The organism is Streptomyces sp. NPDC086549 (genome assembly GCF_044746205.1).
Classification (GTDB): domain Bacteria; phylum Actinomycetota; class Actinomycetes; order Streptomycetales; family Streptomycetaceae; genus Streptomyces.
The window spans coordinates 346,562-360,755 of record NZ_JBIVBS010000005.1 but is presented as its reverse complement, the minus strand read 5'-3'; the positions used below and the strand labels follow the sequence as shown (position 1 = coordinate 360,755).

The window sequence follows — 14,194 nt, the reverse complement described above, 5'->3', positions numbered from 1 at the left end:
CTTCCTGTCTATTCGCTCCGGGGCGCGTCGAACAGGGCGCTGACGGACTCACCGTTGTGAATGCGGCGCACGGCCTCGGCGAGCGCAGGTGCGATGGACAGGATGCTCAGCTTGGCCTTGTGCTCCTCGTGGTCCGCAACCGGCACCGGCACGGTGTTGGTGCACACGATCTCCAGCACGTCCGGCTGATCGCTGAGCCGCTTCAGGGCGCCCGCCGCGAACAGCCCGTGGGTGCACGCCACCCGGATCGAGCGCGGCCCCAACTCCCTCAGCCTCTCCAGCAGTTCCAGCACCGTGCTGCCCTTGGCGATCTCGTCGTCCAGCACGATGACATCGCGCCCGGCCACCTCACCGATCACCGAGCTGATGCTCACCCGGTCGTCCGCGAACCGCTGCTTGGCGCCCGCCGCGACGTGGGCGCCGATCAGCCGGGCGAAGGCGGCGGCCTCCTTGGCGTTGCCGAGGTCCGGCGAGACCACGGTGGTGCGCGAGAGGTCGTACTTCCGGAAGTGTGCGGCGAGTTCGCGCAGCGCGTGCAGATGGTCCACCGGCACCGAGAAGAAGCCGTGCACCTGCGGCGCGTGCAGGGTCATGGCCAGCACGCGGCTCGCGCCCGCCGCCACCATGAGGTCGGCCACGAGACGGCCCCCGAGGGAGATGCGGGGCGCGTCCTTCTTGTCGGAGCGCGCGTAGGAATAGTGCGGCATGACGACCGTGATGCGGCCCGCGGAGGCGCCCCGGGCCGCGTCGCACATCATCAGCAGCTCGACCAGGTGCTCCTGCACCGGCCTGACCAGCGGCTGGATGATGAAGACGTCCCGCTCCCGGCAATTGGCCTGAAGCTGCACCTCCAGACAGTCGTTGGCGAACCGGCTGACCCGGGTGGGGCTGAGCGGCACCCCGAGGTGTGTGCAGACCTCCTGCGCCAGCTCGGGGTGGGCACTGCCACTGAAGACGGCGATGTCACGCACGATCCGCTCCTCCATGATCATGGGCTGCGGGGCTCATGCTACTGACGCCGCCGAGGTGAGGACCTCCACGCCGGTGCGCCCGGCGCGTCTCCGCCAGGGGGGCCGATCGGCCAACGAATTGGTCTGCCAAGGGATTTGGCGGGCATGCGGAAAGTAGGAAGGAGGGCCGACGACATGACGACGTCCATCAAGGCCCTGCCGGCCCGCATGCCCCTTTGGGCGAAGCTGGTGACCGCCTTCGTCCTGGTGCTCGCGGTGCTGTTCGCCGGGATCCGGCTGGCCGTGCTCCCGGGCCTCAAGGACCTGTTCGGCACCGAGACGCACGACCGGTCGGGTCCCGCGCTCCTCAAGTCCATCCAGGACATCAGCCGGTACGACGCCGCCTCCGGCAACTTCCAGGTCGTCGTGGACCTGGAGAAGGACACCAAGTACCTGCCCGACGCGGTCCGCGGCACCCGCACCCTGTACGTCGGGGCGGGCAGCGTGGACGCCTACGTCGACCTCGGCAAGGTCGGCCAGAAGGACGTGTCGGTCAACGGCGACCGCACCTCCGCCACGCTCCGGCTGCCGCACGCACAGCTCGGCAGGCCGGCCCTCGACGCCGACCGCTCCTACACCGTGTCCAAGCAGCGCGGCCTGATCGACCGGCTCGGTGACCTCTTCTCGGACAATCCCAACAGCGAGCACGCCGTGCAGCAGCTCGCCGTACGCCACATCGGCGCGGCGGCCAAGGACAGCGGGCTGACCACGCGGGCCGAGACGAACACCACCGACATGCTCCAGGGCCTGTTGGGATCCCTGGGCTTCAAGGAGGTGCATGTCTCGTACGGGTCCTGATGTCGGCGAGGAACGCGGTCCCGGCGAGAACGCCGACCGCCGCCCCCGTCGGCGGCATCGTCGGAGCCGTCAGGGGTAACCGGCTTACAACGCGGGGAAGTTGAAGTCTGGAGGACCGAATGGCCCGTATCGCCCTGAGTCTGCGCACCATCAGGTCCGGCCGGACCGCCAAGGCCGACCCCGCCGCCAAGGCCGGCCCGACAGCCAAGACCGGCCCGGCGGCCAAGGCCGATCCGACAGCCAAGGCGGGCCCGGCGGCCAAGAGCGCCCCGCGGCCCGGCGGGGCCGAACGCCGCGCGCTCCCCGCCCCGTTACGGCTGCTGGCGATGGCGTGCGCCTTCGCCTTCATGGTGGCGTTCGCCGCCGCGCTGGCCCGGCTCACCCTGGAGCCCTCCCCGGCCTCGGTGCCGCTCACACACAACAATCTGCATCCGGGCCGCTCGCTGAAGGCGTACCTGGACCAGCCGGAACTGCGTGACGCCGTCAAGCAGATCGGCGGGAACCTGCTGCTGGGCGTCCCGTTCGGGGTGCTGGTACCGGTGCTGGCGCCAGGGGCCCGCGGGATCCTGCGGGTGCTGCTGCTCACCGCGATCGTGATGCTGCTGGTGGAGCTGGCGCAGGGGGCGCTGGTGACCGGGCGCGCCTTCGACATCGATGACGTCATCCTCAACACCGCGGGAGCGCTGGTCGGTTACCTGTTTCTGGGACGGCGACTGGGCCGGGCGGTGCACGCGCGCGTGCCGAAGCGTTGATCGTGGAGCACGCCGGCCCGTATCTCATTGACGTGTCCGCACCAAACACTTGACGCGCTGTTATCTCACTTCTTAAATCAAGTGGCGGTACATACCCCCACCACCACCCGAAGGAGAGCTGTGGCTTCCCCACGCCTGCTCCGCAGATGCCTGTTCGCAGCCCTGTCCGCCGCTCTGGTCGCGTCCGCCGCGGTCGGCCCCGCGCGGGCGGACGCCTCCGACGCCTCCGCCGCGACCTTCTCCGACACCTTCGACGGAGCCGCCGGATCGGCGCCCGACTCCTCGAAGTGGCAGACCGAGACCGGCGACAACGTCAACAACCACGAGCGGCAGTACTACACGTCGGGCAACAAGAACGCGGCCCTGGACGGCCAGGGTCATCTGGTGATCACCGCCCGGCGCGAGAACCCGGCCGGCTACCAGTGCTGGTACGGCACCTGCCAGTACACCTCGGCCCGGCTGAACACCGCCGGGAAGTTCAACGCCCAGTACGGGCACGTCGAGGCCCGGATGAAGATCCCGCGCGGGCAGGGGATGTGGCCCGCGTTCTGGATGCTCGGCACTCCGGTCAACTGGCCCGACTCGGGCGAGATCGACGTCATGGAGAACGTCGGCTACGAGCCCTCGACCATCCACGGCACCATCCACGGCCCCGGTTACTCCGGCTCGGGCGGCATCGGTGCGGCCTACTCCCTGTCCGGCGGCCAGGCCTTCGCGGACGCCTTCCACACCTTCGCGGTCGACTGGGCGCCGGACTCGATCACCTGGTCGGTGGACGGCACCGTCTACCAGCGGCGCACCCCCGCCGACCTGGGCGGCAGGACATGGGTGTTCAACAAGCCGTTCTTCCTGATCCTGAACCTGGCCGTGGGCGGAGACTGGCCCGGCGACCCGAACAGCTCCACCGCCTTCCCGCAGCAGCTGGTGGTGGACTCGGTGTCGGTGACGACGAGCGGCTCGGCGGCCGGAGTCGCGATCAAGGGGCTGGCCGGAAAGTGCGTGGACGTGGCCGGCGCGAACTCCGCCAACGGCACCCCCGTACAGCTCTACGACTGCAACGCAAGCGCCGCCCAGCAGTGGACGGTCGGCTCGGACGGCACGATCCGGGCGCTCGGCAAGTGCCTGGACGTGACCGGCAACGGGACCGCGGACGGCTCGACGGTACAGCTGTGGGACTGCACGGGCGGGCCCAACCAGAAGTGGGCCGTCTCCGCCGCGAACGACATCGTGAACCCGCAGGCGAACAAGTGCCTGGACGTCACCGGCAACAATTCGGCCAACGGCACCCGGCTGCAGATCTGGACCTGCTCGGGCGGCGCCAACCAGAAGTGGACGGTCGGCTGAACCCGGCCGGGTCTACCGGGGCTTCCAGGTGAACTTGTCGCCGCCCACCCAGCGGACCACCTCCGGGTCGTCCAGGTCGTGGACGGTGATGCCGAAGGCCGCGGCGGTTTCCAGGACGTCGGTGACGGCATGCGCCTCACCGACGACCTGACCGTCGATCTCCACGATGCGGAAGGGCGGGGTGCCCGGTTTGCCCGTCATCACCCGCAGCACCATGATCCGCGGATGGGAGATGTGCGGGGCTGCTATTTCGGTCATGCATCGAGGGTAGAACGCAACCGGCGATAGCGAGTGACGCACGTCACTGATCGGGGGACGCGCCGGCCTCCGCCACCCGTCGTGCGGCCCCGTCGGCGCTGGGGAACCCTGGAGGAGGAGGTGTCCATGGACCCCGTCGAGGCGCTGGACCGGATCGCCTTCCTGCTGGAGCGGTCCCTGGCGCCGACGTACCGCGTACGAGCCTTCCGCACCGCCGCCCAGGCGCTGACGGCACTGCCCGGGAAGGAGGTCGCCGAGCGCGCGGCCACCGGGACACTGGAGTCGCTCAAGGGCGTCGGCCCGAAGACGGCGCAGGTGGTGCGGGAGGCCCTGGCCGGGCAGGTGCCCGAGTACCTGCGGAAGCTGGAGGAGGAGGCCGGGAAGGCCGGGAGCCCGGCGGCCGGCGGCGGAGAGCGGCTGCGCGCGCTCCTGCGCGGGGACTGCCATCTGCACTCCGACTGGTCGGACGGAGGCAGCCCGATCGAGGAGATGGGGCGCACCGCGGCGCGCCTCGGGCACGAGTGGGCGGCGCTGACCGACCACTCGCCGCGGCTGACCGTGGCCCGCGGTCTGTCGTCCGAGCGGCTGCGCGAGCAGCTGGACGTGGTGGCGGGGCTCAACGCGTCCTGGGCACCGTTCCGGCTGCTCACCGGCATCGAGTGCGACATCCTGGACGACGGCTCGCTCGACCAGGAGCCGGAACTGCTGGAGCGGCTCGACGTGGTCGTGGTGTCCGTGCACTCCAAGCTGCGGATGGAAGCCCGCGCGATGACCCGCCGCATGGTGGCCGCCGTACGCAACCCGCTCTCGGACATCCTGGGGCACTGCACGGGGCGGCTGGTCACGGGGCAGGGGCGGCCGGAGTCGGAGTTCGACGCGGACGAGGTGTTCGCCGCGTGCGCCGAGACGGGCACGGCCGTGGAGATCAACAGCCGACCGGAGCGACTCGATCCGCCTCTGCGGCTGCTGCGGGGGGCCGTCGACGCCGGAGCCCTGTTCTCGATCGACACCGACGCGCACGCGCCGGGCCAGCTGGACTGGCAGATCCTCGGCTGTGCCCGGGCCGAGGAGTGCGGGGTGCCCGCCGAGCGCGTGGTGACCACCTGGTCTGCGCCGGAACTGCTGGCCTGGACCCGGGAGGGTCGTACGCCCTCACGGGCCGCGTGACGCAGATCACCGCCGAACCAGGTGCGGGGCAGGAACACCCAGGGGTGGTTGCCCGTTGAACCAGCCGTGGGTGTGGATGGGACAGTGTCCCCGGGCCTCACCTCCAGCCCACAGGGACGATCGTTCGGCTGAAGCCCTGTGGAGCCTTTCGCCGAGAGGCGACCGCCATTCGCGCCCACCGCTTGGCCGCCCCGACCGTGATTCCCCCGTCGCGGTCGGGGCTTTTCTCTGCCCGCCGTCAGGCCATGAACTCCCGCAGGTCCGCGTTGAGCCGGTCGGGGTGCGTGAAGAGGAGGCCGTGGGCGGCGTTCTCGTAGACCTTGAGCGTGGCGTCCGGCACGAGCCGTGCCGAGCGGGCACCGGACACCTCCAGCGGCGCCGACACGTCGTGCGTGCCGTGCACGACCAGCACCGGCAGCGCGAGCTTGGGCATCTCGGCGGCGAGGTCGACTCCGACGACCACCTCCTGGATGGCGTACGACGCGTGCGGGGAGGTGGTCAGGCAGCGGTTGATGACGTGGCGCACGTACGCCGGCGACACCTCGACCCCCGGCAGGCCGACTCCGAAGAACGCGTCGGCGTTGGCCTCGTAGAAGCCCGCCCTGTCCTTCCGGAAGACCTCGTTGGCGGCGAGCGCGTCGGCGGGGTCCACACCGTCGGGGTTGTCCGCCGTCCTGACCACGCCGGGCGCGATGCCGCTGACGAGGGCGACCCGGGCCACCCGGTCGTCGCCGTGCCGGGTCAGGCAGCGCACGATCTCCGCGGTGCCGACCGAGTGGCCGACGAAGGTGACCTCGCGCAGGTCGAGGTGGTCGAGGATCCCGTGCAGGTCGTCGGCGAGGGTGTCGAGGTCGAAGCCGCCCCACACGTCGTCGGAACGCCCGTGGCCCCGCCGGTCCATGCTCACGCAGCGGTAGCCCGCCTTGGTCAGCGGCAGCATCTGGAACTCCCACATCTCGGAGCCCAGCCAGGCGCTGGTGACGAAGACGATCACCGGTCCGTCGGCCGGACCGTGGTCGACGTAGTGCAGGCGTACACCGTCGACGGGGCTCTCGAAGTACGGCATGGGACGTCCTCCTGGAATCCGGTGGTGGTGCGGTTGGGGGTACGTCCTTCATGCTTCCGTCACCGGCGACGGGCGTCGATTACCTCACGGGTCATGGACCGGCGGTGCCTCCGCCGGACAGGTCCTAGCGCGGAGCCCGCTCCTGAAGTGCCGCCCGCCAGGCCGGGAGCCGGTCGTCGGCCGCCGGCTGCGCACGCCGGCCGCCGCGGGCGAAGAAGTCGGCGAGCGGCAGGATCGCGGCGCCGACGGTGACCGCGTCGGGGCCGAGCCTGCCCAGGTCGATGGTCACCCTCTCGGCCGGGTGGCGCAGCGCGTACTCGCTCGCGTGGCGGCGTACGGCGGGCAGGAACCGGGCGCCGAGCTGGAGTCCCGCCCAGCCGCCGATCAGGATCCGCTCGGGCTGGAAGAGGTTGATCAGGTCGGACAGGCCGGCGCCGAGGTACTCGGCCGTCTCCTCGAGGACGGCGAGCGCCACGGGGTCGGCGGCGGTGCCCTCGGGCGGATACGCGGCGGCCAGCATCGCGGTGAGCGCGGTCTCCTCGTCGGTGCGCTCCGGCGGGCACCCGCCCTCCTCCCGCCAGCGGGCGAGGAGGGACTCGGCCCCCGCGTAGGCCTCCAGACAGCCGAGCGCGCCGCAGCGGCAGCGCCGCCCCCGGACCCGTACCGTCAGATGGCCCCACTCGACGGCCCGCCCGTGTTCCACCTCGGGGGTGACGAGGCAGGCGCCGACGCCGGAGCCGAAGAGCACCACGACCGCGTTGTGGGCTCCGCGTCCCGCGCCGAACCACATCTCCGCCTGGCCGAGGGTCTTGGCGCCGTTGTCGATGAAGTACGGAACGGAATCGGGGAGCTGGGATCCGGAGCGGAGCAGTGCCTCCAGCGGCACGGCGTCCCAGCCGATCGTCTGCCCGTGCACGACGGCGCCCCGGTCCGCGGTGTGCTCGACGATCCCGGGGACGCCGACTCCGACGCCCAGCAGCCGCGCGGGATCGGTTCTGGCGGCCGCGAGGACCTCGGCGACGCCGTCGCGGACATGACCGACGATGACGTCCACGTCGTACCGCTGCTGCTCCAGCGGCCTTTCGGAACGGGCGAGTTCGGTGAGGGTCAGATCGAACAGCTCGACGCGGACCCGGGTCTCGCCGACATCGACGCCGATCATGTGCCCGCTGGCCGGGGCGACGCGCAGCAGGGTGCGGGGGCGGCCGCCGTCGGAGTCGACGCTGCCGGCCTCCTCGACCAGCCCGTCGGCGATCAGGTCCGCGACGACGTTGCTGACCGAGCCGGAGCTCAGGCCGGTCGCCGGGCCGAGCTCGAAGCGGCTGAGCGGCCCGTCGAAGTACAGCCGTTGCAGCACGGCCGTGCGGTTACCCCGCCTGAGGTCCCGTACCGTGCGCCCGTTCCGCCCCGCCATGTGGCTCCCTCCGCCCCCTGCCCGACCTGCAACATACCTCCGCGGGCGGGCTCGGCGCGACTTTCCTCCAACCCTTAGTTCACGCTGTGAGCTAAGCGCGCTCAGCCCCGGAGCACACGCACGTCACCACCGGGAAGCCCGGCCCACCAGTGGTCGTGGCGGCCGGTCGAATTCGCGCGCGGTGATCCCCATGAGCGGCGATTGTGCCATTTCAGGGCGTCCTGGTCATCCGCCTCGGCGAGTGCGACGAGGGACATCCCCACGCCACCTCGAAGTCGCGGGGCTCGGCCGTCGTACCGGAAAACCACTGGCTCCCCCAGCCTTGGCTGCCTAGGCTGTGCAGAGGCTTGCTAGGCAAAAACCTAGTAGCCCTAGCTTCACGCCATCCCGAGAAGGACTTCCTCATGCGATCGCTCACCGAGCAGGACATCCGCAACTCGTTCGTCAACTGCTCCAAGGGGGAGGCCAAACGTCTGGCGGTGCCCCGTGACCTGGCCGAACGCCCTTGGGACGACCTGGACTTCCTCGGCTGGCGGGATCCCGGCGCGCCCGACCGCAGCTATCTGGTCACCGAACGGGAGGGCCGGCCCGTCGGCGTCGCGCTGCGCTTTCCGTCCGTCCGGCGGAGTCTCCTGCACCGCAGCATGTGCTCGGTGTGCCTGACGACCCACCCCGGAGGCGGTGTCTCGCTGATGACGGCCCGGAAGGCGGGCGCGGCGGGCCGCGAGGGCAACTCGGTCGGCCTGTACATGTGCACGGACCTGGCCTGCTCGCTGTATGCGCGCGGCAAGAAGGTGCCCGAGTCCGGCATGCGCATCGAGGAGAGCCTCACGACCGAGGAGCAGATCGACCGGACGACGGGCAATCTCTCCGCCTTCCTGGACAAGCTGTACGTCTGACCGCCCCGACCGCCGGCACCGCCCGGGTCCGACCCGGCCGGCCCCCGTTCCGGAATTCCGACGTCACGTTGCGGACACAACCGGTCCGCAAACGGTACGTTCGACGCCTCCACCGAACGGGAACAGGCCAAGGGATGCAAGACGTACGCAAGTGGACGGCGGGGCCGACGCGGTTCCTGAGGCGGTACCGGGACCCCGTGGTCGTACAGACGCTGCGGTCGGCCGCCGCGGCGACGATCGCGTACGTCGTCGCGCTGCGCCTGAGCCCGGAGCCCGCGCCCCTCACCGCGCCCCTGACCGCCCTGCTGGTCGTCCAGGTCACCCTGTACGCCACGCTCACCAACGGCATCCGCCGGGTGAACTCGGTGGTGGCCGGCGTGCTCGTCGCCATCGCCTTCAGCCTGCTCGTGGGGCTGACCTGGTGGAGTCTCGCGCTGCTGATCGTGGCCTCGCTGGCCGTGGGACACCTGGTGCGCGTCGACGAGTACGTGCCCGAGGTGGCCATCAGCGCCATGCTGGTGCTCGGGGTCACGACCGTGGGGAACACGGCCTGGGCGCGGGTGGTGGAGACGCTGATCGGCGCGGCCGTCGGGCTCGCCATCAACCTGCTGCTCCCTCCCCCGGTCTGGGTGGACGAGGCCGGGGCGTCGATCGAGGGCCTGGCGCGGCGGGTGCGGCGGCTGATGCTGCGGATGGGCGAGGAGGCCGCCGGCCGCACTCCGGTGGAGCGGGCGGCGGCACGGCTGCACGAGGCGCGCCGGCTGGACCACGACATCGTCGAGGTGGACGCGGCCCTGCGGCAGGCCGAGGACAGTCTGCGGCTCAATCCGCGCGTCAAGGAGGGCCTGCTGCACCGGGTGGTGCTGCGGACGGGCCTGGACACGCTGGAGATCTGCACGGTCGTGCTGCGGGTGCTGGCCCGCACCATCACCGATCTGGCCAAGGCCCGCGACCCCGATCCGCTGTTCCCCTCGGAGGCGGGCGCGACCGTCGAGCGGCTGCTGTCCGAGATCGGCGACGCCGTGGTCAGCTTCGCCGTACTGGTCACCACCGACCTCAGCCACAGTGCCGACGCGGCGGAGGCACGGCTCAGCGCGGAGCTGCACGCGGCGGCGGCCACCCGCGACAAGCTGGCCCTGTTGCTGCGGGACGAGGTCGAGCGCGACAACCGGCACTGGCAGCTGCACGGCGCCGTCCTGACCGAGGTGAACCGCATCATCGACGAGCTCGACACCGAGCACCGCTCGCGCCGCCTGCTGGAGGAACTGGACCGTGTCTCCGGTGAGCAGCGCGCGAAGCTGCCGCGTCTGACCTGGCTGCAGGAGCGTGTGGGCGTACCGGAGCGGCTGCGCCGGAACCACCCCGGTGCCGACCGGCGTTCTTCCTGAGGGGAAACCGGGCGAGCGAAGGGGGAGCTGGGGGATGACCGACACAGCCGTACGGATCGACGGGAACACACTGCGGCTGCCGGGCGGTGTGGCGGTGCGGTTCGTGCGCACGCTGCGCCTGCCCGAGACGGGCACGCATCCGCTGCCGCCGGGACTGGGCGAGTTCCCGGTCCGCAGGGTGGCCGACTTCCCGGACACGGTGCCGCCCGAGTGGCGGGCGCGCGGTGGCGTGATGCTGCCGGTGTATCTGCGCGAGGCGATGTGGCTGAGCTTCGCGGGCACGACGGAACCGGCCGCGCTGCAGGTCGGGGTGGGCAAGGTGTGCGCCGTGTCCGGCAAGCGGTGGAGCGACCGGCTGTCCCGGAAGCCGCAGAACTACCTCGCGCTGCCCCGGCAGCCCTGGCTGGACGGCATCAACTCCGGGAAGGGGACGGTGCGCCAGTTCGTGGCCGTGCCGCTCGGGCTGGGCGCGACGGTGGAGGGGCAGGTCACGGGCGAGGAGGTGTGGGGCGGCGTCCAGCTCCAGTCTTTCCCGCTGCGGGACGAGCCGCTCGCGAAATGGCGCGAGCGGGAGCGCGTCCGCCGGGAGCGGATGCGGACGAAGACCGCGTTCGGCGGGTACGGCGCCGCCCTGCCCATGGCCGCGCCGCCCGCCCCCGGCGCGGTGCCGGCGCCCGCCGCCGCGCCGCGTGCTCCCATGGCCGCCGCCATGGGGCTCGGCGTCGGGGGTTCGATGCGCCAGGAGGTCTACCGGGACGACCGGAAGCTCGAGGAATGGGCCGAGAAGCCGGCCGGGCGGGTGTTCGTGCACCTGGTGACGCCGCCGGAATGGCGTCGCATCACGGGCGAGGCTCCCCCGCCGTCGCCGGTGGACCGGGCGGCGTACACCCGGGCGGGACTCCCCTGGTTCGACTACTACGACCAGGACGCCGAGGACCTCGCCCCGACGGACGCCCTCGGCTCGGTCAAGCCGGTCGGCGACTGGCTCGGGGACGACCTGGAGCCCTGGCAGCAGCCGTCTCCCGGCCAGGTGAAGCAGCTCAAGGACATGCCGGGCGACCCGGTCGAGGACGGTGAGTGGTAGACACCGGCAGCCGTCGGTGAGTGGTAGACACCGGCAGCCGTCTCGCCCATGGCGTCCGCCGCGGCGCTCGTCGCCTTTTTGCGTTTTTTGCGTTCGACGGCCGGTCCGGGCCAAGGTTGCAGTCACGACCGAGGCAGCCGACGACCTGAGGTGCGGGCATGGACAGTGGTGCGGAGGCGACGGGCGGCGGCTGGAGCAGGCGCCGGTTCGTCGGGGCGCTGGCGGGTGCGGTCGCGGTGGTGACGTTGCCCGCACCGGCGGCACCCCGGTCGCACACGACGGCGGACGCGGAACGGACGACCACCCCGGCGGCGGCCACACCGGCCCCGGAGAAACAGCCCGCCGTCGAGGGCTCCCGGAAGCCGTCCGGCCCCCGCCCCCTCTACCTGGGCACCTACACCTCGGCCGAGGGCGGCGGCACCGGCATCGGCCTGGCCACCTACGACCCGTCGACGGGCCGGATCACCGGAACGGGCACGCTCACCGGAGTCGCCGACCCGTCCTACCTGGCGCTGCACCCGGACGGCCGCACCCTGTACGCCGTGGACGAGCGCACGGACGGCGGGGTGACCGCCGTCCGCCTGGCCGGCCGGCGGATCCTCGGCAGCCGGAGCACCGGCGGCTCGGCCCCCTGCCACCTGTCCGTCCACCCCACCGGCCGGTGGCTGCTCAGCGCCAACTACGGGTCGGGCAGCGTGGCCGTGCACCCGATCGACGCGTCGGGCGCCCTGGGGGAACGCACCGACCTGGTCACGCACTCCAGTCCCGCGCCCGGCCCCGGGCAACAGGGCCCGCACGCGCACCAGTTCGTCACCAGCCCCGACGGCGGCCACGTCCTCGCCGTCGACCTGGGCACCGACACCGTCTACACGTACCGCATCGACCCGGCGAAGGGCACGCTCACCGAGGTCGCGCGGGCGCGGACCCGGCCGGGCGCGGGCCCGCGCCACCTCACCTTCCATCCGGACGGCCGGCACGCCTATCTGGCCAACGAGGTCGACAACACGGTCGCGGTGTGCGCGTACGACCCGCCCACCGGCCGCCTGACGATCGGCGAGGCGCAGTCCACGGGCACCGGCGAGGGCACGAGCTACCCGGCGCAGATCCTGGTGACCGCGAACGGCTCGTACGCCTACCTCGCCAACCGCGGCCACAACAGCCTCACGCGGTACGCCGTCGAGGCGGACGGGGCCCGGCTCCGGCTGCTCGACACCGTGCCGGTGGCCGGCGACTTCCCCCGGCAGATCGCCTTCTCACCGGACGGGGGGCTGCTGTTCGCGGCGAACCAGCGCTCCAGCACGGTGAGCGTCTTCCACGTGGACCTGGACAGCGGTGAACTGCGGCTCGCGGGCGAGCCGTTCTCCTCACCGGTCGCCGTCTGCGCGCTGCCTCTGTAGGGCCTGCCCGGCGGACCAGGCCGCAGCCGCGGGGTCCGGCACGCGCAGCTGCGCCGATCAGGCACCGTTGCTTCGCCGCGACCCGATCCGCCGGACCGGTCCCGGCGGGCGGAGGCAGGAGGCCGCGCTCGCCTGGGTGAGCAGGACGTGCATGCGCTCGGTCAGCTGTGACACGTCGGCGGCGGGCGCGTGGAACGGCAGTCGTACGTCGCCGTGGGAGCGGGCGCGCTCGATGCGCAGCGTCAGCCCGTGCCGGTCCACGGCCAGGGGCTGGACGCGGACCGCCGCGTGCAGGCTGTCGGGGTCGACCAGGCGGGTGAGGCGCTCGACGGCGTCCGGGTGGGCGCCGGCGAGGTGGGTCAGCAGCTGGGCCTCGGCCGTGGCCAGCGGGTCGGGCACGGCGGCGAAGAACGCGTCGAGGCCGACGACCACGGCGCCGGAGGGCCGGCGCAGCACCACGCGGGTGGCCCGGAAGGCGAGGTGACCGGCCTCGACGGCGAACCGGCCGGCGAGCCAGAGCCTGGCGCGGATCCGGTTGCGGACAGCGACGGGCGCGACGTCGGCGAACTCCAGCACGGCGGACGGCTCGCCGCGCGGTGCGCAGATCGCGGCCGCGAGCAGGGCGCTGTCCTCGGGCACGTGCAGGATCACCCGGCCGTCCTCGGCCACGGTGTGCGCGCCGACGAACTCCTCCCGCCCGCCCTCCGCGGTCACCGCGCAGGACCACGCCGCGGCGAGCACCGAACGGGCCTGTTCCGCCGCGCCGGGCACGGCCGTCCAGGTCTGGCTGTCACCCATCCCGAAACCTCCTTAGGTAAGGCTTGCCTAACCTATCGAAGATCGGGCCGCACGCCAACCGCGGACCGCCCCGCGTCACCCGAAGTCGGCATCGCGGGGTCACCCGGCGTCGGCACCGCCATGTCGCCCGACGTCGGTCACGCGATGACCCCGAGCAGCGCCCGCGCGCACAGATCGCGGACCTGTTCCCGGGAGAGGCCCGAGTCGCGCAGCCACTCCAGGCAGACCGCCGTCGTGAAGGCCAGCCAGCCCCGCACCGCCAGGCGCACATCCGGCCGCTGCCCGAAGACGGGGCCGAACTCCGGGTCCGCGGACAGGGCGGCCAGGATCTGGCGCTCCTGGGCGGCCAGGGCCCGCCGGTAGACGCGCCGTACGGTCTGGTCGCCCGCCGCGTCGGCGCGGTGGAAGGCCCGGTAGCCGTGGGCATGGGCCTCGACGTACTGGAGATAGGTGTCGAGGCCGGTGGTGAGCTGTTCGCGCACGGGCACACCGGGCACCGCCTCGGTCATGCGCAGCATCCGCTCGCTCTCCCGCTCCACGACCGCCGTGAAGAAGTCCCGCTTGGTCGGGAAGTAGTGGTACAGCAGCCCCCGGGAGACGCCGGCGATCTCGGCGACCTGCTCGATCCACACCTCGTCGTACGGGCTCTCCGAGAAGAGCCTGGCCCCGACCGACAGGAGCTGCTCCCGGCGCTCCTCCGTGCTGAGTCTGCGGCGGGTGCGTTCGCCCCGGTTCGCGGCCATGTCCGCACTTTACTTGACGTCGATTCAACGAGGGGATCAGACTGAAACCTGCTATTGAATCCACGTACAACACGCT

Annotated in this window: 14 protein-coding genes; 8 read left to right on the top strand and 6 right to left on the bottom strand. The window is 72.0% G+C overall.

Annotation, left to right across the window (positions count from 1 at the left end):
* Window positions 1-8: 8 nt before the first annotated feature.
* Entirely contained in the window at window positions 9-971 is a 963-nt protein-coding gene (locus tag ACIPSA_RS19530) for a ribose-phosphate diphosphokinase (RefSeq protein ID WP_402636261.1), read from the bottom strand.
* Between the two features lie 174 nt (window positions 972-1,145).
* On the opposite strand from ACIPSA_RS19530, the gene ACIPSA_RS19525 reads away from it, so the two are divergent.
* The 3 genes from ACIPSA_RS19525 (at window position 1,146) to ACIPSA_RS19515 (ending at window position 3,904) form a co-directional block, all read left to right on the top strand.
* Window positions 1,146-1,808: a DUF4230 domain-containing protein gene (locus ACIPSA_RS19525; RefSeq protein ID WP_402636259.1), complete on the top strand. Its 663-nt coding sequence runs from the start codon at window positions 1,146-1,148 to the stop codon at window positions 1,806-1,808.
* A 119-nt stretch (window positions 1,809-1,927) separates the two neighbouring features.
* Window positions 1,928-2,560, top strand: a complete 633-nt coding sequence (locus tag ACIPSA_RS19520) for a VanZ family protein (RefSeq protein WP_402636257.1) — start codon at window positions 1,928-1,930, stop codon at window positions 2,558-2,560.
* A 120-nt stretch (window positions 2,561-2,680) separates the two neighbouring features.
* Window positions 2,681-3,904, top strand: a complete 1,224-nt coding sequence (locus ACIPSA_RS19515) for a ricin-type beta-trefoil lectin domain protein (protein ID WP_402636255.1) — start codon at window positions 2,681-2,683, stop codon at window positions 3,902-3,904.
* Window positions 3,905-3,916: 12 nt separating this feature from the next.
* Here ACIPSA_RS19515 and ACIPSA_RS19510 read toward each other — a convergent pair whose 3' ends face one another.
* Entirely contained in the window at window positions 3,917-4,162 is a 246-nt protein-coding gene (locus ACIPSA_RS19510) for a hypothetical protein (protein ID WP_402636253.1), read from the bottom strand.
* 126 nt (window positions 4,163-4,288) lie between these two features.
* On the opposite strand from ACIPSA_RS19510, the gene ACIPSA_RS19505 reads away from it, so the two are divergent.
* Complete coding sequence (locus ACIPSA_RS19505; RefSeq protein ID WP_402636250.1) at window positions 4,289-5,329, top strand: PHP domain-containing protein; 1,041 nt, start codon at window positions 4,289-4,291, stop codon at window positions 5,327-5,329.
* Between the two features lie 238 nt (window positions 5,330-5,567).
* Here ACIPSA_RS19505 and ACIPSA_RS19500 read toward each other — a convergent pair whose 3' ends face one another.
* Both ACIPSA_RS19500 and ACIPSA_RS19495 read right to left on the bottom strand, forming a co-directional pair.
* On the bottom strand, window positions 5,568-6,395 hold the full coding sequence (locus ACIPSA_RS19500; protein WP_402636247.1) for an alpha/beta fold hydrolase: 828 nt from the start codon (window positions 6,393-6,395) through the stop codon (window positions 5,568-5,570).
* A gap of 124 nt (window positions 6,396-6,519) precedes the next feature.
* Window positions 6,520-7,809, bottom strand: coding sequence for an ROK family protein (locus tag ACIPSA_RS19495; RefSeq protein WP_402636244.1), 1,290 nt, complete (start codon window positions 7,807-7,809; stop codon window positions 6,520-6,522).
* 404 nt (window positions 7,810-8,213) lie between these two features.
* Here ACIPSA_RS19495 and ACIPSA_RS19490 point away from each other — a divergent pair, with 404 nt between their 5' ends.
* From ACIPSA_RS19490 to ACIPSA_RS19475, 4 genes are all read left to right on the top strand, one after another.
* A complete protein-coding gene (locus ACIPSA_RS19490) occupies window positions 8,214-8,708 on the top strand; it encodes an FBP domain-containing protein (protein WP_402636241.1) in 495 nt (164 codons plus the stop codon).
* Between the two features lie 134 nt (window positions 8,709-8,842).
* Window positions 8,843-10,096, top strand: coding sequence for an aromatic acid exporter family protein (locus ACIPSA_RS19485; RefSeq protein WP_402636239.1), 1,254 nt, complete (start codon window positions 8,843-8,845; stop codon window positions 10,094-10,096).
* Between the two features lie 34 nt (window positions 10,097-10,130).
* Window positions 10,131-11,180, top strand: a complete 1,050-nt coding sequence (locus tag ACIPSA_RS19480) for a hypothetical protein (protein WP_402636236.1) — start codon at window positions 10,131-10,133, stop codon at window positions 11,178-11,180.
* 158 nt (window positions 11,181-11,338) lie between these two features.
* Complete coding sequence (locus tag ACIPSA_RS19475; RefSeq protein WP_402636234.1) at window positions 11,339-12,577, top strand: lactonase family protein; 1,239 nt, start codon at window positions 11,339-11,341, stop codon at window positions 12,575-12,577.
* A gap of 57 nt (window positions 12,578-12,634) precedes the next feature.
* On the opposite strand, the gene ACIPSA_RS19470 is transcribed toward ACIPSA_RS19475, so the two are convergent.
* Window positions 12,635-13,375 (bottom strand): DUF2470 domain-containing protein, encoded by a 741-nt coding sequence (locus tag ACIPSA_RS19470; RefSeq protein WP_402636231.1) that lies wholly within the window; start codon window positions 13,373-13,375, stop codon window positions 12,635-12,637.
* A gap of 137 nt (window positions 13,376-13,512) precedes the next feature.
* The gene (locus ACIPSA_RS19465) at window positions 13,513-14,118 is read right to left on the bottom strand and encodes a TetR/AcrR family transcriptional regulator (protein ID WP_402636229.1); all 606 of its coding nucleotides are present in this window, start codon (window positions 14,116-14,118) and stop codon (window positions 13,513-13,515) included.
* Window positions 14,119-14,194: the final 76 nt, after the last annotated feature.

Excerpts from the sequence above, each read along its gene's own strand:
- ACIPSA_RS19465 (WP_402636229.1), bottom strand. The coding sequence starts at position 14,118 with ATGGCCGCGAACCGGGGCGAACGCACCCGCCGCAGACTCAGCACGGAG.
- ACIPSA_RS19495 (WP_402636244.1), bottom strand. The coding sequence starts at position 7,809 with ATGGCGGGGCGGAACGGGCGCACGGTACGGGACCTCAGGCGGGGTAAC.
- ACIPSA_RS19500 (WP_402636247.1), bottom strand. The coding sequence starts at position 6,395 with ATGCCGTACTTCGAGAGCCCCGTCGACGGTGTACGCCTGCACTACGTC.
- ACIPSA_RS19505 (WP_402636250.1), top strand. The coding sequence starts at position 4,289 with ATGGACCCCGTCGAGGCGCTGGACCGGATCGCCTTCCTGCTGGAGCGG.
- ACIPSA_RS19485 (WP_402636239.1), top strand. The coding sequence starts at position 8,843 with ATGCAAGACGTACGCAAGTGGACGGCGGGGCCGACGCGGTTCCTGAGG.
- ACIPSA_RS19520 (WP_402636257.1), top strand. The coding sequence starts at position 1,928 with ATGGCCCGTATCGCCCTGAGTCTGCGCACCATCAGGTCCGGCCGGACC.
- ACIPSA_RS19510 (WP_402636253.1), bottom strand. The coding sequence starts at position 4,162 with ATGACCGAAATAGCAGCCCCGCACATCTCCCATCCGCGGATCATGGTG.
- ACIPSA_RS19480 (WP_402636236.1), top strand. The coding sequence starts at position 10,131 with ATGACCGACACAGCCGTACGGATCGACGGGAACACACTGCGGCTGCCG.
- ACIPSA_RS19470 (WP_402636231.1), bottom strand. The coding sequence starts at position 13,375 with ATGGGTGACAGCCAGACCTGGACGGCCGTGCCCGGCGCGGCGGAACAG.
- ACIPSA_RS19475 (WP_402636234.1), top strand. The coding sequence starts at position 11,339 with ATGGACAGTGGTGCGGAGGCGACGGGCGGCGGCTGGAGCAGGCGCCGG.
- ACIPSA_RS19525 (WP_402636259.1), top strand. The coding sequence starts at position 1,146 with ATGACGACGTCCATCAAGGCCCTGCCGGCCCGCATGCCCCTTTGGGCG.
- ACIPSA_RS19490 (WP_402636241.1), top strand. The coding sequence starts at position 8,214 with ATGCGATCGCTCACCGAGCAGGACATCCGCAACTCGTTCGTCAACTGC.